The following is a 22,150-nucleotide window of genomic DNA, read 5'->3' as shown; positions in this document are numbered from 1 at the left end:
CAGCGATTCTGGTATAATTTTGCATTATGCTACGGTAGGTTTTTCTGTGCTTTTTTGGACTCTTTAGGGTCTAGCTTGCCTTGAAACCATTGCTAAATCTAGACTTTCCCTTTTAGCCAAACCAAACACTTGCGCCAATTATCCCTTTTTTCCCTAACAACGTTGATCTAATTTTTGTGTAGTTTTGTTGCAAAGTCAAAATTTTTTTGACAAAATGCCCAAATTATGGTATGGACGAAATGACAAGATTTAGCATCATCTCTGGTTCCAGTGTTTCCTAAAATCAGAGACTTCCTGCCTCACCCTTAAGATAACTGCCAGAGTTGTTTTTTCTTGTATTTGAATTGATAAAAATAAATTTATTTGATGTTGTCTGTGGAGATTTTTGGGGTAAGTAGCTGGTTATAATCTAATTGAAACCACTTAATTAAGTAGCTGGTTATAATTAAATTAAAAATGGATTTTAGGTTCGATCCCCCCTGCCCCCCTTGATAAGGGGGGTGCCGATCCCCCCTTAATCCCCCCTTAATAAGGGGGCATCTGATAATTTTTAACGCCTACCTACTTAGGCAGTATTTTGTTAAGTGAAGAGCCGCTATGTACGTTTTAATTGGTGGGGCGGGAATGATGGGGCTAGGTTTAGCCCAACAGCTTTTAGACTTGGGACACACCGTCGCCATCGTTGATGTGGACCCATTAGCTTGTCGGTTTGCTAGGGAAAAAATCGGTGTCATGGCCTTTGAGGGGAGTGCTGTCAGTACAAAAGTCCTGTTAGAGGCGGGGATTCGACAAGCTAACGCGGTTGTTGCCGCCCTGAGAGACGATGCCATGAATCTAGCCCTAGTCACCTTGTCTAGAAGTTATGGCATTTCCCATATTGTGGTGAGAATGTGCGATCGCGAGTTTCTCGAGGCCTATCGTCTTGCTAGAGCTAGTCACATCATCAGCACGATTGATTTAGCCGTTGTCACCATGGCAAATGCGATCGAATACCCCGAAGTAGAATCGATGATGCACTTTGAACAGGGACAAGTGGAGGTGCTAAAGCTGCCCGTCCCCAAGGATTGTTATGTAGCTGGGCGTACCGTTGCCCAAATCGCTCAAGATGCCAACTTTCCGACCGGTTCGCTGATTATTGGCTATCAGTGTCACCCTTGTGCCAGTTTAGAGATTCCCAACGGCAATACCGTCCTAGAAGCAGACTCAACTATTCTGGTGGTTACTCGTCCGGAATTCGTCAAACCGATGATCGATTACCTCGGCATTCAAACTAATCATCGTCCAACGATAGAAGTTTCTCATCCAAACCTTTAACGTAGGATTGTACCAAGTCTTCTGGTACAATGCGTTTGCGAAGTGCATCGCTCAAGGCTGCTTTCTCAGCGAGGAACAATCGTCGTCGAATGGCATCTAACTGACTGTTGTTAGGCTCCATTTGCCCCGATCGAGACTGATTATAAGCATCCCGCAGCCGCCGTTCCGATACCGCCACTTTTGCCTGATAAGATGCCCACAGTTCTTCGTACACTGCTTTCGGTAAAACGCCGGATTTCAGTAAATTGGCTAACTCATCCTGTGCCGCTTTCGACGCGATCAACTGCAGCTGTAACTGCCCAATCTCCCGTGTTACTGCCGAAACCTGACTAATATTGAGCCTCTTAATTAGCCAAGGTAAGGCTAATCCTTGGATAACCAGAGAAAATAACACAGAGCCAAAGACTAGCTCGATGATCAATTCCCGCCCTGTTAGAGCCAAAGGAATGGCGACCGCTAGGGCCATGGAGAGGGAACCCTTGATGTTGCCCAAAATCAGAATATGTTGCCAGCGTAAGGGGATCGGTCGATCGATCCAGCGAAGTACCGATAGTAAAGAATATACTGACAGAATACGCCCCAATTGATAAGCCAAAATGACCAGCACAATCGATGGCAAGGTTTGCCAGATGGTCAAGGGGTTGATTTCAATGCCAATAAGCAGAAAAATAAAGGTATTGACGATAAAACCAGCATATTCCCAAAAACTGATCAGAGTAATGCGATCGGATGCAGAGGCGCTGCGAGGCAGCCCCAAGTTACCAAAGACAAGTCCGGCAATAACTACCGCTACCGCTCCCGATACACCCAAAAACTGCCCGAGTTGAAAAGCTCCCAAGGCAAGCGCAACCGTAAGCAGCAGGCTACTAAGCGGATCCCGTAAGCGCACATAGATGGGAAGACACAGATAGCCTAGGACAGCGCCCACTAATCCCCCACCCAGAGCAACGATCAACACTTCCTCGATGACTTGTGTGGTGCTGATGGTTCCGGTGGCGTAAATCACCAAGAGCAAATTAAAGGTGACGAGTGCGGCTGCGTCATTAAATAGTGTTTCCCCTTCTACAATAGTCGAGAGCCTAGAGGGAACCCGAATTTCCTTAAAGACGGCAATTATTGAGACAGTATCGGTATTTGCTAGAATCACTCCCACCAATAAGGCGGGAATCCAATCTAGCCCCAGTCCAAATTTTACCAAAACTGCAATAATCGCCGCAGAAAAAACCGAGCCGGGACCTGCGAGCAGTGCGATCGGTTTAAAGGTACTGCGAAGACGGCTGATATCCGTATTAATCGCCGCTTCAAAAATCAGAATCGGCAGAAAAAGGTTAAGCACTAAAAACGGATCTAAGCCAATACGACTACTTAACAGATCGGTAATCGGTAATCCTGCTAAGACTAAACCTGCCACATAGGAAATGCGTAATCGCTGGGTTACTAGGGCAACGGCAGTGGCAATCAGGAGCAGCAGGATCAAGATAAGAACCAGTTCAGGAATGTCTCCCACCGTTTGGCTGTTCACAGCAGAACTGCTATCCAAGGATTTTTGTTGTGCTGCCCAGGCTACTAATAATTCTCCCCTCATCGAAAATTTTGGGTCTGAAACCCCGTCGTTCTAGGTTGGCTTTACTGTTAAATACTAGCGCATTTACAAGATATATTCTAGAATGTGAGGTATAGAAAAAGCCCATCCGTTTCGATTTTACCCCACACCCGAACAAGAGGCGCTATTGCAGCGCACTTTGGTCCCTGTAAGATTGGTTTACAATAAAGCTCTCCATCTCAGAACACAAGCTTGGTAAGTAGTCGTGCAAAATTAATTTCCTAGTAAAGATAGGCAAAAGGCAAGAGGCAAAAGGCAAGAGGGGGTTAGATATGTGTAATTAATTTTGCTTAGGTACTTATGAAAGACAAGAAAGAGTAGGATATGCCCAAACGTCTTCAATGCTAACCGATTGGAAAAAGCAAGAAGAATTAGACTTTCTCAATGAAGTCAGCTGTTTACCTTTATAATAAGGGTTAAGACACCTACAAACAGCTTTTACCAATTTTTTTGCTGGTCGTACTAAGTATCCTAACTTTAAGAAAAAACATCAAGGAGGAAGTGCCAAATTTACCAAATCTGCTTTTGAATTGGCACCTGTTAAAATCCGATGTTAGTGCCAGAAAATCGGATTGGGATCCTCAAAAACCTTGCATTATTCTCTTTATAGTGCATAAATTAGTATAAAAAGAGAGGGCAATAAAGCCTGAAACGACCGACGACCGGCTACTGACTCTGTTCGGACCTTGGTGTGAGCTTTCGTCGAACGCTGATCTCACGGCCGAAGCCTAATCCCACCAACAAAATTTTTGCCGCAAACCCTAAATATGGTAGGGCTACGGTAGCAGTAGCCCCCCATAACACCAGTCAAAATTGCTCTAATTGTGGTCAAAAAGTCCCTAAATCTCTATTTACAAGAACCCATGTTTGTCCCGATTGTGGCTATGTAGAAGATAGAGATATTAATGCCGCTATCAAGTGCGATTCGTTCAGTCGAAACCTAGAAATAGGGGGATGACTGGCTTCTGTTGAGTAACCCTAACTGGGTTGAGTACGCACTTTAATCCTCAGCAGATGACAACTTCATAACCTTGTAAGTGAGGGCTAGTATCCTAGAAACCCCAAGTATTACCTTCCAGACGCAGGAATGAAAGCAAACGCCCTTACGGTAGCGACTAGCCATCAATCCGTAAAGCAGGGAATCGAGCGGAAAAAGCGACTTATAGCCTAAATAAGTCAACCGTAAGCAAGTTCCTATGGATAACGAAAGTTAAGTCATCGTCCGAATTACCGTTACGGCGAAGCAGTGAAATAAGGCTGACACACTGCCAGTACCAAAAGGTCAATAGTATAGGGTGGTATAAGGATTTGTATCGATATACCAAGCGTTACCCAAAAACTCGGTAAAGAGATGACATCCTAAAGGGAACAAACCAAAGGTTATGAGGAACGAAGTAACCCTATTATTACTCTTTAGTAAAGGTCGAAAACTAAGAGCAGTCAGCTAAGACGAAAACTCTGCAATACAGCAGGTAATAGTAGGGAAAGATTGAGTCAAAAGCCAACGCCTATTTGTAACGAATAGGATATGCAGACGGACTCACGATTACATGGAATGAAAAGTTGTAAGTAGTAATGTAAAAGTTATGACCACTGTTCAACAGATGGATAAATGGAAGACTTGGCAAGACATCAATTGGAAAAAGGTTGAACGTCAGGTTTTTAAGTTACAAAAACGAATTTTCAGAGCGTCTAGTTGTGGAGATGTCAAGAAGGTTCACAGACTCCAAAAATTATTGTTAAAGTCCTACAGTGCTAAAGCGTTAGCGGTGCGTAGAGTAACCCAAGACAATCAAGGAAAGAAAACCGCAGGTGTGGATGGAGTTAAATCTCTAACCCCAAAACAACGGTTAACCCTAATGACTGAACTAAACTTGGGAACAAAGGTCAAACCCACACGCCGAGTATGGATTCCCAAACCCAACGGCGAAAAACGACCTTTAGGAATACCTACCATGAAAGACCGTGCCTTACAAGCACTAGCTAAACTGGTACTAGAACCAGAGTGGGAAGCCAAATTCGAGCCTAACAGCTATGGATTTAGAGTAGGACGCTCTTGTCACGATGCTATAGCAGGGATATTCCAAGCCATTAACAAAAAGGCAAAGTATGTTCTTGATGCAGATATAGCTAAATGCTTTGACCGCATTGACCATCAAAAACTGTTAGAAAAACTTAACACCTACCCAACCATGAGGAAACAAATCAAATCATGGTTAAAAGCAGGAGTCATAGACGACAAACAGTTATTCCCAACCTCAGAAGGTACACCGCAAGGCGGAGTGTTATCGCCATTATTGGCAAATATAGCACTTCATGGGTTAGAGGAATTGGTTATGAATCTAGCACCCTCATTTGACATGAAACGCAAAGACGGGACACAAATGAGTGTTAGAGACAAAATAAAATCAGTGACCTTAATCCGATATGCAGACGATTTTGTGGTACTACATGAAAACCTAGGGGTTATTCTCCTAATCAAAAAGGAAATAGAGGGATGGTTACAAAACATCGGACTTGAGTTAAAACCAAGTAAAACAAGAATAGCCCACACACTGAGAGAACATGAAAGCGAACAAGCTGGATTCGACTTTCTAGGGTTTAATATAAGACAATTTCCCGTCGGTAAATACACCTCGGGAAAAGTCAGAGGTAATCTGCTTGGTTTCAAAACAATAATAACCCCTAACAAAGAGAGTCAAATAAGACACTATAGAGAACTTAAACGCATCATAAACACCAGCAAGGGAATCAACCAAGCTGAACTCATTAAAAGGTTAAACCCTGTAATAAGAGGATGGTGCAATTACTTCTCAACAGTGGTTAGTCAGAAAATTTTTGAAAGATTAACCCACATCCTAGGGCATAAACTCATCAAATGGGGGATAAAACGCCATCGAAACAAAGGAAGAAAGTGGATTTCTAAAAGACACTTTCACACAATAGGTGGCAATAACTGGGCTTTCACAACCAGAGAAGAAAATAATCCTCTAAGGTTGTACGAACATAGAGAAACGGAAATCCGACGCTATGTGAAGGTCAAAGGGAACGCCTCACCCTACAATGGAAACCTAGTTTATTGGAGTTCAAGAATGGGGACTCATCCCGAAATGCCAACAGAAATTTCAAAACTGTTGAAAAAGCAAAAAGGGAAATGTACTCACTGTGGACACTTCTTAAGAGATGGGGATTTAATGGAGATAGACCACATCACCCCTAAATCACTAGGGGGGAATAACAGTTACAATAACCTCCAACTTCTTCATCGACATTGCCATGATGAAAAGACAGCCAATGATGGCAGTCTAGGCAACAAATCTGACTGCAATAGTGTCAAGCCAGAACCGCCCATACCAGATAATTACATCTGGGTAAAGGATATGTTGGTAATGACGTAGGAATGACAAACCCCGTGTAGTTGAGGAGCGGAATGACGAGAAATTGTCACGTTCCGTTTTGTAGAGCAGTAGGAGAGGCGACTCTCTTACTGACTTTAATCATCCTTAAAAGGGGACTAAGTACGGTAGGGCATACCGAAACTAATACGCTTGGGGAGAGATTGCCAGCTGTCTTGGGTTTGGTGGATAAAATGTATTCTAAGATACATTCCTCCTAGGGAGGGGGTGAGACGAACCACAAAGACACAAAAATTGAAAGATTGATCGATCCTGTGTAAGTTAAACTTATCACACAGAACCCAGAAGAGCCGATTCCCTCTGGTTTGGCTGGATAAGTCCTGTCAGGTTAAGGAAATTCGATCAACCAAGAATCCCTCGCTTTTAGCGACGGGAGTGTCAAAATTAGTTTTTCAGTAATCAAATCTGGAATTTATGAGCATTTTAGAACTGATAGAAAAAAGACTAGAAGAAAACTTTACGCTCCACGAACAATACCTAAACCCCCAGATGGTTAGGGTACTAAAAACGATCGGCTACGATCGCCACTACGTTAAAGCTGAAGGTGCATACCTATTCGACAATCAGGGAAAAAAGTATCTGGACTTACTGAGTGGTTTTGGTGTTTTCGCTCTCGGACGCAATCACCCCAAGATCGTGCAAGCTTTACAGGAGGTATTGACGGCAGCATTGCCCAATTTAGTCCAATTGGATGCTTCTATCCTAGCGGGATTGCTGGCGGAACGGTTAGCAGCGATCGCACCGACTGGATTAGAACGAGTTTTCTTTGCTAATTCCGGCACAGAAACTGTCGAGGCCGCCATAAAATTCAGCCGCTACGCCACCGGACGCAGCAAAATTGTTTACTGTCAGGGAGGCTACCACGGGTTAACCATGGGGTCCCTTTCCGCCACCGGCGATCCCCATTATCGCCAGGGATTTGGGCCTTTTCTGGCCGATTTTAAGGAAATTCCCTTCGGCGATCTGGCCGCACTCGAAAAAGCTCTAATTAACCAAGACGTAGCGGCTTTTATTACCGAACCGATCCAAGGTCACGGGGTGAGAATTCCCGAACCGAACTATCTCCCGGCGGCGGCTGCCCTTTGTCGTCGTTATGGCACTCTTTTTGTGGCCGATGAAGTGCAGACCGGTTTAGGCCGGACTGGCAAAATTTGGGCTGTGGAACATTGGGGGGTAGAACCGGACATTTTATGCGTTGCCAAGGCTCTTTCGGGCGGTTTTGTGCCAGTGGGAGCGGTTCTCTGTCGTCGCTGGATCTTTGATCGAGTATTCGATCGCATGGATCGTTCTGTGGTTCACGGTAGCACCTTTGGTAAAAATAATCTGGCCATGGCCGCCGGTATTGCCACTTTACAGGTGATTGAGGAGGAAAAATTAGTCGAGCGATCGGCTGCAATCGGTCAACAAATTATCGCAGAACTACAGCCCCTCGTAGATCAGTACGAATGTTTGCAGGAAGTGCGGGGATTGGGTATGATGATGGCTCTGGAATTTGCCGAGCCGAGTAGTTGGTCACTAAAAGCCGCCTGGAAAATGCTAGAAACCGCCAATAAAGGGCTATTTTCCCAGTTAATCGTCGTTCCCCTGTTTACCCGCCATCAAATCCTTTCCCAGGTTTCCGGCCACGGCATGAATATCATTAAGTTTATCCCCCCCCTCACCCTCTCCGATGAGGATTGCCGTTGGATTGTGACCGCCGTTAAAGATGTGGTCGCTGATGCTCACCGCATACCTGGAGCTGCTTGGGAATTCGGCAAAACCTTGGCCAGTCAAGCTGTCCGCCAAAAAACCGCCAAAAAATAGTTAATATGTCCAGTTTGTTTCATCCCCTCTGCGGTAGTAACCTTAGCACTCTCCTTCGTTTATTTTTGACTAATGGCGGCATCGATCGCCCCAATTTAGCCCCAGCAACCCTGGCCCTGGCAGTTACCCTGGCACGACTGCCTTTTTCTACCCTAGAACGGATTTTGATGACAGGGTTTTATGAGCGCCGCGTGCAGATAAAAGCACCCATTTTTATTGTCGGCTATTGGCGCAGTGGCACGACCCATCTGCACAATTTACTCGGTCAATCGGAGCATTTTGGCTATATTTCGCCCCTAGCGGTGGGATTGCCCTGGGATATCCTCGGTATCGTCCGCTTATTTCAACCACTGCTGGAATTAGCTCTACCTAGCGATCGCCATGTGGATAACGTCGCCGTTACTCCCAATTCACCCCAAGAAGACTCGATCGCCCTGGCCAGCATGACCCCCCTTTCCTACTACCATGGTTTATACTTTCCCCAACGTTTTCAGTATCATTTCGATCGAGGGGTTTTTTTTCAAGGCTGCAGCGAGAAAGAAATCGCCAATTGGCAACGTTGGCATACTCATCTATTAAAAAAAGTTTCCATCCATCAAAAAGGCAAACAATTACTACTTAAAAACCCCGTTTATACGGCACACATCGCCAAATTGCGAGCTATCTGGCCCGATGCTAAATTTATTCATATCTACCGCAATCCCTATCTAGTTTTTTCCTCAACCCGCCACTTTTTTACCCGCATCCTACCAGAACTAGCACTACAATCCTATGATAATTTATCTATTGATGTCATCGAGCAGACAATTCTGAAAAGTTATCCCCCAATGCTTAATTCTCTCCTGGGAGATAGTGCCGATTTACCTACCGATAGTTTTGTAGAAATTAGTTTTGAAGATTTAGAAAAAGAACCCCTAGCACAAATTGAGAAAATCTACGATCAACTGCAACTTCCTGACCTAAAAATATCTATGCCTCGCTTTGAGAAATATATCGCCAGTCTGCAAGGATATAAAAAAAATAATTATCCCCCAGACCCAAAAGCGATCGAATTAGTCGAATCTCATTGGCTGCCATTTATTCAACGTTGGAATTATTTTTAGTCATCAGTCATCAGTCATCAATTATCAGTTATAATTCATAATTCATAATTCATAATTCATAATTTAATATGAAATATCTTAAATTTATCTTTCTGGGTTTAGGTTTTGTTTTACTAGGGGTAATTTTACGCCAAACAAATCTGCAAGAAGTTTGGCAACAAATCACCCTAGTTGGTTGGTGGGGAATGACATTAGTAATTATTTTTTACTTCCTAGAATTCCTCACCGATGTTTTTACTTGGCAACTAACTTTTAAAAGTATTCCTATCCAACCTAGATGGACAATTCGCCTATTATTAATTTACATGGTAGGGGCAGCCTTTAATCGCGTAACTCCCTTCGCTTCCTTGGGAGGAGAAGGTTTTAAAGCAGTGATGTTAAAAACTCACTATCAGATTAGCTATAAAGAAACCAGTGCCTCGATTATTTTGACGAAAACGTTAAATACCGCTTCCCTTGTCTTTTTTGCAATTATCGGTTTTTTTCTGCTCCTAGCTTCCCCAAAATTCTCCAATTCTTTTAAAACTTTTACTGGATTAAGTCTTGCTATATTCTCCAGTTGTATCCTGATATTTTTCTTGATTCAGCGATTTCGTTTATCCTCCCGAATAGTTAATCGATTAGGTCATTCTTTTTTAGGCGATCGCCTAGCTAAACCTTTAGAAAATCTTCGCAGTGTCGATGATCGTTTAGGGGAATTTTACCGGAATCTGCCCCTATTTAGAAATGGATTGATCGTCGGGTTTCTCAATTGGCCTCTCGGAGCTTTAGAAATCTATGTTTTAATGCAGTTTCTCCAACATCCGATCAGTTTTGCCGATGCTTGGTTATTTGATTCTGTTGCCCAATTAGTGCGCGCTGGAACCTTTTTTATTCCCGCTAATATCGGTACTTTAGAAGGTTCTTTAGTGCTGCTGGGTGCTTCCTTAACCAGTAGTCTAGAATTAGGTTTAGCGATTTCTGTAATTCGCCGGGTTAAAGATATTCTCTGGATTATATTAGGTTTATTGATCTGGTGGTTATTTTCCCTAAGACCAACTTTACCCGATCGCTCTTCAAAATAATATACAGTTTTTGTCACAAACTAGAGTTTAGACTAAATGTTTACCTAAGCGGCGATCGTTAAACCTGAAGTTTATCCCATAACAAAATGACTCAGCCATCAAAAAATAGCTAAGACTTGTATAAATTAAGTCAAAATTATGTCTAAGTCGAATTACTTGTTCCTTTTTTCTCGGAACTTTTTCTTTTTTTAATCACTGGATATCGATTTGTTGTGTTGCGTTTTTTGTCTTTTTCCTATCCTGGCGATTTTGGCTCTTCGTTACTTGTTATGGTTCGATAAGATGGCATAAATAGACTAAATTTTTATCTGACAGAAGATTTAATTGATTAGTTTGCTCTAGATCAAAAACAATTGACAAAAATCGCCAAATGTCTTTTTTTATAAGGGTTTCATCTTTTATAATCCTGTCCCTTGCATAAGAAAAAACGAAGAGCCTGATTTAATTGCTTTTGTTTTAGATAAAAACTTACCTGTTGATGAAATGGAAGCGGCTAATATAGCTAATGAAATTCTTGTTCATCCCCTAGCGCAAGTTTTTTTAACTATTTCTAATCCCTGACAATAGAGATTAGAATATACTAGAGTAATCGATCTTGCTGGTCAAGAAGAAGGATTAATAGCCATTTATAGAGAGAATTAGTCATGCAAGTTTCTCAGGTTAAAATTGAATATGGAGACTTTCAAACTCCCCCAGAGTTAACCAAAAATATTTGTCAAAAATTATGGCAAATTCATGTTAACCCCGATATGATTATTGAGCCAACTTGTGGTATGGGTAACTTTTTAAAAGCAGCATCACTTACCTTTAAAGAAACTGAAAAAATTCTTAGCTTTGAAATTAATCCTAATTATATCACTCAGATTAATCAAGATCGGCAAATATCCCAAGATCAAAGAATACAAATTGAACAGAAGAATTTTTTTGATTGTGACTGATATTCCCTGACTTAATCATGATCATAAGTTTATCGGTGAATCTACGGAAAATATACCGGACATTGTCCTAAAAACTTGGCAATATTTAGCTAATTATAAAAATGATTTTCTAGGTAGAACAAGCAAAGTTTATCAAAATTAGTCAGACTTTTATATATTTAGTGTCAGTTCTTACAGCTTCTCACCTTTTAAGATTACCATTTTTGAACTTTATAAAAAACTAAATTTTAACCTTATATTACCCTGTCAAAATCAACCAGTTATTTTCGATGATACCTTTTACGTCTTAAGCTTAGATGATTTAGATAGAGATACTGCTCAAAAAACCTTATGACTTATCAATTCTTCTCCGGCAGAGAATTTTATTCCTCCCTGATATTTTGTAATGAAAAACGACCAATAAAACCCCGTGTTTTAAATAGTTTAAATTTATCGGCTTTAGCCGATAAACTTGTTATCCTATAAGTAGGCTTTAATTTTGGCTGCGTTAATCTCGCATCTTACCGAATATTTTATGATCGGGTTTTCATCCTACACAGGAGTTAATAAGTCAATAAATTTGTCTTGATAATTTACAAAACGATTGCAACCTGAAGAAGAAAAATTACGGGTTTTAACTGATAGCGTTTCTAATAAAGATTAAGATATCTTCCATGAATAAGGAAAAATAGTACTAGGGGATTGACTGGCAAGATGGGTGGATTGGGGGATTTATCAGCAATCACTGAGGGGGAGTAGCTGCGGATATCTAATAGCCACCCCTTTTTACTCAAAAGATATGGTATGATGGGAAATTGTGAGTTTTACGAAAGCCGATGAAAACGGAAGAGATTATCAAATCAATCGAAGCCGAGTATCTCAAGAGCGATCTGCCCATTATCCATGTCGGTGACACGATCCGGGTAGGGGTGCGAATCGTCGAAGGAGATAAAGAGCGGATTCAGCCCTACGAGGGCATTGTCATCGCCAAACGCCATGGCGGTATCAACGAAACGATTACAGTACGCAAAGTCTTCCAGGGTGTGGGAGTAGAAAGAGTCTTCCTGCTCCACTCGCCGCGGGTTGCCAGTATTAAGATCATCCGTCGTGGTAAAGTACGCCGGGCGAAACTCTACTACCTGCGCGATCGGGTTGGCAAAGCCACCAGGGTACAAGAACGTTTCGATCGCCCTCTCTAAAAAATTTCCGGCGACAGCCTAACCAAGAAAGTTGCACAATCGCCAACAACTACGCTATAATAAATAAAGGCCTTAAAAAAGCCAAATAGTTTAGCGAATGGGCGCTCTTAGTTCAGTTGGTAGAACGCAGGTCTCCAAAACCTGATGTCGGGGGTTCAAGTCCTCCAGGGCGCGTTTGGTAATCACCAAGCCGATAATTGCAAAGGACATGATCTAAATGTCTGAGGGTTAGTGTGGGTTGTCCGGTGAAAATGATAAGTTAAGGATAGCCTGAGTATCATTTTAAGGAGTAGCGATCGTGGCCAAAAAAGAAACCCTAGAAAAAGACGCGAGCGACAAGAAAGAGGGAAGCTCCTTTCAGGTCAAGGAATTCGTCAATGAAACCAAAGAAGAACTCGCCAAAGTCGTCTGGCCTTCCCGTCAGCAACTTTTGAGCGAATCGGCGGCGGTGATGTTAATGGTGACTTTAGTAGCCACTCTCATCTATCTGATCGATAAATTCTTTGCCTGGGGTGCAGGGAAGGTGTTCCCATGAATCTAGAAGAAGAGCAGTTTCCCGAAGAACTCAATCTTAGCGGCCTACCGAAAAAACCCCGTTGGTATGCCGTGCAGGTGGCTTCCGGTTGTGAGAAACGGGTCAAAGCTAATTTGGAACAGCGCATCCACACCCTCGATGTGGCTGATCGCATTCTACAAGTTCAGATTCCCCAAGCGGCCACCGTCAAAGTCCGCAAGGATGGTTCACGGCAGCACGGTGAGGAAAAAGTCTTCCCCGGTTATGTCCTGATCAGAATGATCATGGATGATGACGCTTGGCAGGTGGTGAAAAACACCCCCCACGTGATCAACTTTGTCGGGGCCGAACAAAAACGCCACTACGGACGCGGCCGCGGTCACGTCACCCCGCTACCCTTGAGTATGTCAGAAGTTGATCGCATCTTCAAACAAGCTCAGATTCAAGAACCCGTCGTCAAAATCAATATGGAAGTTGGCGATCAAATCTTGGTTCTATCCGGTCCATTTAAGGACTTTGAAGGGGAAGTGATCGAAGTTAGTCCCGAGCGCGGCAAACTCAAGGCCCTGCTCTCCATTTTTGGTCGGGATACCCCGGTCGAATTGGAATTTAATCAAGTCGAAAAACAAAACTAAATCATGGCTAAAAAAGTCGTCGCAATTATTAAACTAGCTTTACCTGCTGGTAAGGCTAACCCTGCTCCTCCCGTGGGTCCTGCTTTGGGTCAACACGGGGTGAATATTATGGCGTTTTGTAAAGATTACAACGCTAAAACCGCCGATCAGGCCGGGATGATCATCCCTGTGGAAATCTCCGTTTTTGAGGATCGTAGTTTTACCTTTGTCCTCAAAACTCCCCCCGCTTCCGTTCTCATCCGTAAAGCGGCTGGTGTGGAAAGAGGTTCCAACGAACCTAACAAGAAATTTGTCGCCACCATTACCCGCGACCAATTACGGGAAATCGCTCAGACTAAACTGCCCGATCTTAACGCTAACGACATCGAAGCGGCCATGAATATTGTGGCGGGAACGGCCAGAAATATGGGTGTCAAGATCTCAGACTAAATCTTATTACGGGGAGAAGTTAAGCTTCGTTATTACCCAAGGAGCAACAAATCAGATGGTAAAAAAAGTTTCACGACGTTTGCGAGATGCCCAGGCTAAGGTAGAAAATAAAGCCTACGAGCCATTAGAGGCACTGACATTATTAAAGGAATTAGCGACGGCGAAATTCGACGAAACCGCCGAAGCTCATATTCGTTTAGGTATCGATCCTAAATATACCGACCAACAACTGCGGACAACGGTAAGTTTACCCAAAGGAACCGGACGCACGGTGCGAGTAGCGGTGATTACTCGCGGGGAACAGGTGCAGGAAGCGAACAACGCCGGGGCCGATATCGTTGGTTCAGAAGAATTAATCGAAGAAATCGCCAAGGGGATGATGGATTTCGAGGTGTTAATCGCCACCCCTGATATGATGCCGAAAGTGGCGAAATTAGGTCGTCAACTCGGTCCACGGGGTTTAATGCCCTCACCGAAAGGGGGAACCGTAACCACGGATTTAACGGGAGCAATCTCTGAGTTTAAAGCGGGTAAATTGGAATTCCGGGCCGATCGCACCGGGATCGTTCACGTTCAATTTGGCAAAGCTTCTTTTAGTGCCGAGGATCTGTTAATCAATTTGAAAGCTTTGCAGGAAACGGTGGACAGAAACCGTCCTTCCGGGGCCAAAGGTCGTTACTGGCGTACAGTTTACGTTTCTTCTTCCATGGGGCCATCGATTCAAGTGGATATTAGCACCCTGCGGGATCTGAAATTAGCAGAAGGTTAATGACAGTTATTTTTCTTTGAAAAAGCCTCCAAGGGATTGGGGGCCTTTTTTTGGCTTGATCGCCCGATTGATATAGAATCAAAAGGCTACACTCAAGATTAATTGCTTGAATTATTCTCTTGTATCTGTTCTTAAAGCCAGCGTGTGGATTGTAGATTCCCCTAATACCCGTATTTTAGCCCCTAGTGCGATCGCTCTTGGTAACTTTGATGGTTTGCACCTGGGTCATCAAACCGTCCTACAGCCAATTTTTCAGGATGAACCCGCTTATCCCACCGTTGTTAGTTTTACTCCCCACCCGCGGGAATTTTTTACGGGGGAAAAATGGCAGTTATTAACTCCTCTAGGGGAAAAGGTGGAGGTTTTAGAGAATTTAGGCGTTAAACAATTAGTTTTACTGCCTTTTTCTGCTCAATTAGCTTCCCTGACTCCCTTGGCTTTTATCGAACAGATTTTAGTAGAAAAATTACAGGCTAAATCGATCAGTGTTGGTCAAGATTTCCGCTTCGGTTATCGTCGTCAAGGTACAGCGGAAGATTTATTACAAATCGCCTCTCAATTTAATATTAAAGTCGAGATTGTTGCTTTAAAAAACTGTGGGACGGGTCGAATTAGTAGTTCCCTAATTCGTCAAGCTTTGGCAGCAGGAAACGTTGAGCAAGCCGGACAAATGTTAGGTCGTCCCTATAGTTTAACCGGTCGCGTGGTCATCGGGCAACAGCTAGGCAGACAATTAGGTTTTCATACCGCTAATCTACAGGTTCCTCCCGATAAATTATTGCCGCGATTGGGGGTTTATTGCGGTTGGGTGCATCTCGATGGTTCTCGCTTACCGGCAGTTATGAACATCGGTTATCGTCCCACGATCGAGGGAAAAACTATCAGTGTGGAAATCCATTTATTGGATTGGTCGGGCAATGTATATGATCGCATTTTAACGATGGATTTAGTGCAGTTCCTGCGACCAGAACAGAAATTTAATTCTCTCGATCGATTAAAAAATCAGATCGAGATAGACTGCGATCGCTCTCGGTTAATTTTAACTTCTGTAACCGACAACTACTAATATTTTTGGTATTCTCTTTCCACTTTACCCACCGCTTTCAATAAAGGAGAATCGAGGGAATCGATCCAATCAGCTACTTCTCGCGCTAATCCTAGGGTAACAATGCCTTGAGACGGTGGTAATTGACCAGCTAAAGCCTGACTTTTGATGGTTTTTAGGACAGAAATCAAACCCTCAATCCGAGTCGCTCTTTCTGTTTTCGGCATCTGTTCGGCCACGTTAATAGCTTGGTCAATTGATTGAATTAATTCCCTCATGTTCGTTTCCATAATATTCTAGCGACAGGAAAGAGATGTAACGGTTATTGCTCGTCCCTCTCCCCATTGTATATTGGCATCTCGCGAGTCTTTAATAAAAGTTTGCTGACCACCACCGGGATAACAATCAGCCGGATTCTGGGGGGCGACAATTCCTTGATAAACCGTTGTTCCCGCAGGTAAAGTCACCGATACTACTTTGGTCGCTTGATTGGGAGGATTCCACTTTTGATCGAGGGCTAAATTTCTGATCACCTCCACATTGGTGGTATATTGATCCGTGGTCAGAAAACGACCTTTTTTGCTATTTTCGTCACTATAATAACGGAAAAAAGTCTGGGGTTTTTCTAGGGTAACTGCCTGACATTCACTATTGCGAAAAGTGACGGCAATATCTGGAGGGAGGGGACAGGAAGGAGCCTGATCTTGAGCCAATATTTTCCGAGAATTGAAAGTAAAATTTTCGGGTAAACTATTGGTTAATGTACTGGCTGCGATGCCCAAAACAAGACTAAAAACGAGCGAACTGGCTTTCATCTTCATCGATTAGGAGAAATTCTTCTCGATTTTATCAGACTGAACCGACTTAAAATCTTGATTTCGCCCACGGGCAACAATTCTTAACTAATTTTCTCCCTACTAGCCACCCTAACCCTGATTAGCTCCCTAGGAGAAAATTTCCCGCCCTTGTCTGTCAACTTTCCTCCCTAGTGTGGGCAAATTAGGAAAAGAATCGTTAAGATCAAAAAAACTTAACATTAATCTTCTTGACAAAATACCCTATTTGTGCTATGAGAGACGCTATTGATATTTTGATGGAAAATTTGAGCCAGAGCATCGTTGGCCAAACTGAATCGATTCGCATTGTGCTGGTGGCTTTACTCAGTGGTGGCCACGCTCTCCTGGAAGATGTACCCGGAGTCGGCAAAACTCTGTTAGCGAAATCCTTAGCGCGTTCAATTAACGGTCGTTTCCAACGGGTACAATGCACCCCCGACCTCCTTCCTAGTGATATCACGGGAACGACGATTTGGAACCCCAACAGTCGCGAATTTGAATTTATCCCCGGACCCGCTTTTGCTAACGTCCTCTTGGCCGATGAAATCAACCGGGCCACCCCGCGCACCCAATCGGCACTTCTAGAAGTCATGGAAGAAAAACAAGTTACCGTCGATGGAGAAGCGCGGCCGGTCCCCCAACCTTTCTTTGTGATTGCCACCCAAAATCCGATCGAATATCAAGGCACTTTTCCGCTTCCAGAAGCACAAATGGACCGTTTTGCTGTTTGCCTGAGTTTGGGTTATCCCAGCGCCACAGAAGAATTAAAAATGTTACAAAGACAGCATTCTCAAGAGACGGTTAAATCCCTAGAAGCTTGTATTTCCCTAGAACAGGTGGGAGAATTGCGAAGATTAGTCAGTCTGGTCCGGGTAGCTCCTGCTTTACAGCAATATATCGTCGATTTAGTCCGCGCTACCCGTGATCACGAAGATATTAGTTTAGGAGTCAGTCCCCGGGGTTGTGTGGTTTTGCAAAAAGCAGTTCAAGCTTACGCTTTCCTCGAAGGTCGCGATTATGCTATCCCCGATGATGTTAAGTTGATTACTCCTTACGTCTTCTGCCATCGTCTGATTCCTAGTCACGGTCGTCAAGCTAAAGCGATCGTGGAAAGACTTCTACAATCGGTGGCGATCGAGGATCGTATCTGTGCCTGAACTACTTTGAACCCCTAGAGGAGAGAATTGTCGCGATCAAAAGCTTTAGCAAGGGAATAACAACGACTAGCAATTAAACCCAAAACTAACCACCAGAGGGTACTAACTTGGGGACGATACCAAACCGTATCAAAAAAACCGTGGGCAAGAATTCCAGCCATAGCGGCAATTGCCCCGATTAACCAAAAGCCTTGACTATCCATTTTATCGCGTAAAAGTTTAATTTGATGGATGCCTTGGCCGATAGTTGTAACTAATAACCAGAGGAAACAGGTAAAACCAATAATTCCCGTTTCTACCATGATTTCTAATAGGACAGAATAGGCACTTAAAGCCGTGTATTTTGGCTTCATGAATAGGGGGTAAATTTTCTTAAAAGCATCATTACCTGGTCCGATGCCCAAAAGCGGATAAGTTTGAATCATGCGAATAACTGCATCCCAAACATTAATCCGAAAGTTATTACTACTATCTCCCCGGCCCGCAAAAATACTCATCACCCGAATTCGCAGGGGATCCACCAATAAAATCGCCCCTAAAACCACCACGGCTAAACCCCCTAAAACTAAGGGTAAAAGCCATGTTTGCCAAAATAACGGTAGATAATTTTTGAACCAATAAAATAACAGCAATAAGAAGACAATTCCTAAAACCATCAAACCAATCCAACCGCCACGACTCTCGGTAAAAAATAAACAAGCAGCATTGGCTAAAGTTAGTAAAGCCGCTAAAATTTTCGGTAGCCATCCCTGCCACACAAATAATGCCGCACCGCTAAAAGCAATACCGGGGAATAAATAACTAGCTAATAAATTAGGATTACCGAGATAACTATAAACCCTAGTATCCCCCGCTAATTCTGAAGTGGGATCGTTCCAAGTTGCTAACTGTTCCGCGCCAAAAATTTGCTGACGAATGCCGTAGATGCTGACTACTAAAGCGGTTAAAACTAAAGTAGTCATAATCCAATTTGTTAGGCGTTGTGATCGCATAATTCGGGCAGTAAAAGCAAAAAAGATCAGATTGAGAGTTAATTTAATTAATCCTTCCAAAGCTGCCATTTTAACGGGAGAAAAAGCTGTAGAAACCGTGGCAATTCCCCAGTATAAAAGCACCAAAATGTGAATCGGTGTCACCCCGATTTTGCCTTCATCCACAAGGGTTAACAGTAGCCAATAACCCGCTATTGCTAACAATAAAAAACCGATTTGACTGGTGGAGAAAAACGGCGCAGTGGCGATAAGGAGAGAGATTAACAGCGCACCCATCAGTTCTGTCCACTCCACAAACCGGCTACCCTGTCGCCATTGACTAAAAAGGCCGACGAAACGATGCAGATAGCTATATTTTGACCAAGAAGCGGGGGAAAAGTTCAGTAGGGTGATTTGTTTCCAAAAAGCATTCATAGGGTTTTTAGTTGCGGTTGTCACCATCACACTTTGATTAAGATACCGATTGTATCTTAATTGTTGACTCTTGGGAGCGAAAAGAGTTTCAGTCTGGTGTCTTAGGGTAGCTTTACACAGTTAAAACCTAATAGTATAACCAGTCTAAACATGGGGTGAACGTACAGCTTGACCTAAACGAATTAAGCCTGGGGAACAGTCAAAACGATCGAGATGTACTTCAATAAATGATAGGCGATCGATGTTACCCTGGGCAATCGATAAAGCCTTTTCTAATTCCCCTTCTGTCCTGACTTGACAACTCCAACTTTCCCCGTTAAATACTGCTGGTAATTGGTGATATTGCCACGGTTGTAGATCATTATAAACATTATCCTGAATTACTCGCTCGATCGTGTAACCATCGTTATTAATTAAAAAGATAATTGGATTGAGATGATGACGGATAATTGTCGAAAGTTCTTGGGCAGTCATTTGAAAAGCACCATCCCCCACAAAGACGATAGGACGAGTATTTGGTGCGGCAAAAGCTACTCCTAAACAGGCGGGAATTGAATAACCAATAGAGAGATAAAATGCTTGACCAATAAAGTCAGTTTTTTGAGGCATTAATAAATCAATCGTGGCAATAATTGCGTCCCCCGTATCGGAAATAACAAAAGATTCTTGAGCGATAAAATGATTCATTCGCTCATAGAAACGAGCATTAGTTAATTTTTGCTCTGGCACGGCGATGAATTCTAAATCCTTCAATTCGGCCGCGGGGTTAATCTCTAGTGTTGCCGCTTCTTTGTGACTTAACTTATTAATTAGCCCATCGATAAAATCCCCTAGGAATACTGGTTGGTAAAAGTGATGTTTAATTTTTACTTTCTCGGAATTAGCATTAATCAAATTATTGGGATTTAAATTAGCCGTAAATCCGCCTAAATTCATATCGGACATAATTGCCCCCAAACAGAGGACACAATCGGCATTTTCCACCCGTTGACTAACGTATTCGCGACTTAATGCTCCCACATAAGTGCCGATAAATTGCGGCTGCATTTCTGAAATTGACGACTTACCTAAAATAGTAGTGGCTAAGGGATAACCCGTTACTTCTAAAAGTTTCAGCAACTTATCTTGGAGTTTAAACCGATGAAATTCTACCCCCGCTAAAATAATTGGTTTTTCCGCTTTTTCTAATAAAAAAACCGCCTCTTCAATGGCTTCTTCTAAAGCGGCGGTATCCGTGAGATTATCGGTTAAATAAATTGGATTTTCTGAGGGGATACAGGGACGATAGACCAGATCCCGGGGAATTTCGATATACACAGGACGTTTGTGATGCAAACAAGCTGCTAAAGTTTGATCGATTTGACTGGCTGCTTGGGCAGAATTAGTGAGAATAACCGAGGCAACCGTGGCTTTTTCCATGATTGAAAATTGCAGATTATAATCGCCCGTGGTGTGGTGTAATAATAAATTATCCCGGCGAATCGAGCGATCGGAAGCTCCACTAATTACCACCAGGGGAACGCGTTCAGCGTAAGCACCGACCACAGCATTAACGAGGCTAAATCCCCCGACTCCGTAGGTGACACAGACAGCGCCCATACCTTTGACTCGCGCGTAGGCATCGGCGGCATAACCTGCGTTAAGCTCATTACAGGTGCAAACTAATTCGATCGGACTTTCCACCAAAACATCCATCAAATCGAGGACATAATCCCCCGGCACCCCAAAAATATGATTAACCCCTAAATTATGGAGACGCTGGAATAAATATTCGCCGATGGTGATCATAGCAATTTTCTCGCAAAGATGAGCGGGATATCGGTGCGGAATTTTCCTTACTCACTTTCAGCCAAAATGCCGACCGCTCTTGCTAGGAAAAGACCGACTAACTTAGATAAGTAGCTGGTTATATTCCTCTTGTCTTAATGATTCAGGAATACAAGCTCTTTGAGATTTATTCCGCAAAAGTTGATTATTTTCTCTTGCGTTATGATAATGCCATCTACCTTATTATGTCCATTATTCGGACATTTCTTAACAAAAAGATAGAAAACTTAAAAGAGTCCGAAACGATTGATAGGTATAGTTTTGAAAGAATTAATCCACTGAGAGGTCATCAAAAAAAGTGAAAATGGGCAGCCCAAGGATTATTTCTGTGGAAAACTTATCGAGCCAATGTTGTCCATTGCAACTTTTTTTAAGCTTTTTTTAAGCTTTGCCTCCCCCTAAAGTACGATCATTTTTTTGACAAAACTTAACTTGACGCTGGGCATAAATGCGCTTACACTGATCGGAAAAGTTAGTCATCTACCTTTGGGAATGGCCACGCTGGTTATTCAAAAAAGTTGTGCCGCTAATCAACTGATATAGTACAAATTACCCTGGTTAGTTGTCTTGGGAACTCTGGGAATTTTATCGAGATTCCAAAGATCCAAAAACTAAGCTGCCCTGAATTGAAATTATCTGAGAGATAATCCTTCTCTTGGCCTGTTTTTCCCCGCTTTCCGCTCATTTATTGCCATTTGCTGGTCATGTACAAAAAAATACTCTCTTTAACCCTTTTTCCTTTAGGGATTGCTTCCACTGCCTTGCTGCCAGTTTCATCTGCTCAAGCGGTCACGGTGGCCAGTGATTGGATTGGTGCCGCCACTCAAGGTGTTAGAAATCAACCCCAGGGACCAACCGTAGCTTCTCGGCTCTATGGCATCCTTGGCACTGCTATGTACGATGCTTGGTCAGCCTACAGCAATTCTCATTTTGAAAAAAATCAGATAAAATTCTCTTATTTAAATAGAGAACTTGTGTAGAAGCATGATTTTTTGACAGATAATTATCATCCAAAGCTGGAGATAGACAGGTTTTAAGAACTTTGTCCACGAAAAATCGATTTCAACTCATAAATCTGGATGAAATTCTAACAAAATTTTTAGTTTTTTTATA

General features: G+C 42.9%; 19 protein-coding genes, 1 tRNA gene and 3 pseudogenes. 18 read left to right on the top strand and 5 right to left on the bottom strand.

Annotation, left to right across the window (positions count from 1 at the left end; genetic code table 11):
• The first annotated feature begins 597 nt into the window (after nt 1-597).
• Nucleotides 598-1,314 carry a TrkA family potassium uptake protein gene (locus ACE3JL_RS19660; RefSeq protein ID WP_002787101.1) on the top strand — a complete coding sequence of 239 codons (717 nt, stop codon included), beginning with the start codon at nt 598-600 and terminating at the stop codon, nt 1,312-1,314.
• On the opposite strand, the gene ACE3JL_RS19655 is transcribed toward ACE3JL_RS19660, so the two are convergent.
• Complete coding sequence (locus ACE3JL_RS19655; RefSeq protein ID WP_375328194.1) at nt 1,271-2,899, bottom strand: cation:proton antiporter; 1,629 nt, start codon at nt 2,897-2,899, stop codon at nt 1,271-1,273. The genes ACE3JL_RS19660 and ACE3JL_RS19655 overlap by 44 nt on opposite strands.
• Nucleotides 2,900-2,990: 91 nt before the next feature.
• Here ACE3JL_RS19655 and ACE3JL_RS19650 point away from each other — a divergent pair.
• The 15 genes and pseudogenes from ACE3JL_RS19650 to ACE3JL_RS19580 form a co-directional block, all read left to right on the top strand.
• Nucleotides 2,991-3,113: pseudogene (locus tag ACE3JL_RS19650) on the top strand (helix-turn-helix domain-containing protein); the annotation flags it as partial.
• A 103-nt stretch (nt 3,114-3,216) separates the two neighbouring features.
• Nucleotides 3,217-3,465: pseudogene (locus tag ACE3JL_RS19645) on the top strand (RNA-guided endonuclease TnpB family protein); the annotation flags it as partial.
• A gap of 215 nt (nt 3,466-3,680) precedes the next feature.
• Nucleotides 3,681-3,833, top strand: a pseudogene (locus ACE3JL_RS19640) (zinc ribbon domain-containing protein); the annotation flags it as partial.
• Nucleotides 3,834-4,503: 670 nt separating this feature from the next.
• The gene (ltrA, locus tag ACE3JL_RS19635) at nt 4,504-6,315 is read left to right on the top strand and encodes a group II intron reverse transcriptase/maturase (protein ID WP_375328193.1); all 1,812 of its coding nucleotides are present in this window, start codon (nt 4,504-4,506) and stop codon (nt 6,313-6,315) included.
• Between the two features lie 432 nt (nt 6,316-6,747).
• On the top strand, nt 6,748-8,136 hold the full coding sequence (locus tag ACE3JL_RS19630) for an aspartate aminotransferase family protein (RefSeq protein ID WP_375328192.1): 1,389 nt from the start codon (nt 6,748-6,750) through the stop codon (nt 8,134-8,136).
• Nucleotides 8,137-8,141: 5 nt separating this feature from the next.
• Nucleotides 8,142-9,239, top strand: a complete 1,098-nt coding sequence (locus ACE3JL_RS19625) for a sulfotransferase (RefSeq protein WP_271989026.1) — start codon at nt 8,142-8,144, stop codon at nt 9,237-9,239.
• Nucleotides 9,240-9,307: 68 nt separating this feature from the next.
• Nucleotides 9,308-10,303 (top strand): lysylphosphatidylglycerol synthase transmembrane domain-containing protein, encoded by a 996-nt coding sequence (locus ACE3JL_RS19620; protein ID WP_375328191.1) that lies wholly within the window; start codon nt 9,308-9,310, stop codon nt 10,301-10,303.
• A 644-nt stretch (nt 10,304-10,947) separates the two neighbouring features.
• Nucleotides 10,948-11,241 (top strand): hypothetical protein, encoded by a 294-nt coding sequence (locus ACE3JL_RS19615; protein WP_271989028.1) that lies wholly within the window; start codon nt 10,948-10,950, stop codon nt 11,239-11,241.
• A gap of 815 nt (nt 11,242-12,056) precedes the next feature.
• Nucleotides 12,057-12,419, top strand: coding sequence for a 50S ribosomal protein L19 (rplS, locus tag ACE3JL_RS19610; RefSeq protein ID WP_002738040.1), 363 nt, complete (start codon nt 12,057-12,059; stop codon nt 12,417-12,419).
• Nucleotides 12,420-12,520: 101 nt separating this feature from the next.
• A tRNA-Trp gene (locus tag ACE3JL_RS19605) sits at nt 12,521-12,593 on the top strand.
• A 124-nt stretch (nt 12,594-12,717) separates the two neighbouring features.
• Nucleotides 12,718-12,954 carry a preprotein translocase subunit SecE gene (secE, locus tag ACE3JL_RS19600; protein ID WP_002737505.1) on the top strand — a complete coding sequence of 79 codons (237 nt, stop codon included), beginning with the start codon at nt 12,718-12,720 and terminating at the stop codon, nt 12,952-12,954.
• Nucleotides 12,951-13,568, top strand: coding sequence for a transcription termination/antitermination protein NusG (gene nusG, locus ACE3JL_RS19595; protein WP_002735925.1), 618 nt, complete (start codon nt 12,951-12,953; stop codon nt 13,566-13,568). Before secE ends, nusG begins: the two co-directional genes overlap by 4 nt.
• A gap of 3 nt (nt 13,569-13,571) precedes the next feature.
• On the top strand, nt 13,572-13,997 hold the full coding sequence (gene rplK / locus ACE3JL_RS19590; protein WP_002761138.1) for a 50S ribosomal protein L11: 426 nt from the start codon (nt 13,572-13,574) through the stop codon (nt 13,995-13,997).
• 55 nt (nt 13,998-14,052) lie between these two features.
• Nucleotides 14,053-14,766, top strand: coding sequence for a 50S ribosomal protein L1 (gene rplA, locus ACE3JL_RS19585; protein WP_052277567.1), 714 nt, complete (start codon nt 14,053-14,055; stop codon nt 14,764-14,766).
• Between the two features lie 142 nt (nt 14,767-14,908).
• Nucleotides 14,909-15,832 (top strand): bifunctional riboflavin kinase/FAD synthetase, encoded by a 924-nt coding sequence (locus ACE3JL_RS19580; RefSeq protein ID WP_271989030.1) that lies wholly within the window; start codon nt 14,909-14,911, stop codon nt 15,830-15,832.
• Here the strand turns inward: ACE3JL_RS19580 and ACE3JL_RS19575 are convergent.
• Nucleotides 15,829-16,101: a hypothetical protein gene (locus tag ACE3JL_RS19575; RefSeq protein WP_271989032.1), complete on the bottom strand. Its 273-nt coding sequence runs from the start codon at nt 16,099-16,101 to the stop codon at nt 15,829-15,831. The two genes, ACE3JL_RS19580 and ACE3JL_RS19575, sit on opposite strands and share 4 nt — an antisense overlap.
• Nucleotides 16,102-16,107: 6 nt before the next feature.
• The gene (locus ACE3JL_RS19570) at nt 16,108-16,626 is read right to left on the bottom strand and encodes a hypothetical protein (RefSeq protein ID WP_271989034.1); all 519 of its coding nucleotides are present in this window, start codon (nt 16,624-16,626) and stop codon (nt 16,108-16,110) included.
• Nucleotides 16,627-16,880: 254 nt separating this feature from the next.
• On the opposite strand from ACE3JL_RS19570, the gene ACE3JL_RS19565 reads away from it, so the two are divergent.
• Nucleotides 16,881-17,804, top strand: a complete 924-nt coding sequence (locus ACE3JL_RS19565) for an AAA family ATPase (RefSeq protein ID WP_375328190.1) — start codon at nt 16,881-16,883, stop codon at nt 17,802-17,804.
• A 14-nt stretch (nt 17,805-17,818) separates the two neighbouring features.
• Here ACE3JL_RS19565 and ACE3JL_RS19560 read toward each other — a convergent pair whose 3' ends face one another.
• Both ACE3JL_RS19560 and ACE3JL_RS19555 read right to left on the bottom strand, forming a co-directional pair.
• Entirely contained in the window at nt 17,819-19,210 is a 1,392-nt protein-coding gene (locus ACE3JL_RS19560) for an IctB family putative bicarbonate transporter (protein ID WP_375328189.1), read from the bottom strand.
• Between the two features lie 144 nt (nt 19,211-19,354).
• Nucleotides 19,355-20,998 (bottom strand): alpha-keto acid decarboxylase family protein, encoded by a 1,644-nt coding sequence (locus ACE3JL_RS19555; RefSeq protein WP_375328188.1) that lies wholly within the window; start codon nt 20,996-20,998, stop codon nt 19,355-19,357.
• A 743-nt stretch (nt 20,999-21,741) separates the two neighbouring features.
• Between ACE3JL_RS19555 and ACE3JL_RS19550 the strand changes: the two genes are divergently transcribed.
• On the top strand, nt 21,742-22,017 hold the full coding sequence (locus ACE3JL_RS19550; RefSeq protein ID WP_375328187.1) for a hypothetical protein: 276 nt from the start codon (nt 21,742-21,744) through the stop codon (nt 22,015-22,017).
• Nucleotides 22,018-22,150: the final 133 nt, after the last annotated feature.

It is taken from the genome of Microcystis sp. BLCC-F210 (assembly GCF_042134685.1).
Classification (GTDB): Bacteria; Cyanobacteriota; Cyanobacteriia; order Cyanobacteriales; family Microcystaceae; genus Microcystis; species Microcystis aeruginosa_D.
Note: the sequence above shows the minus strand (reverse complement) of the source record. Positions and strands in the feature narration are given on the sequence as shown.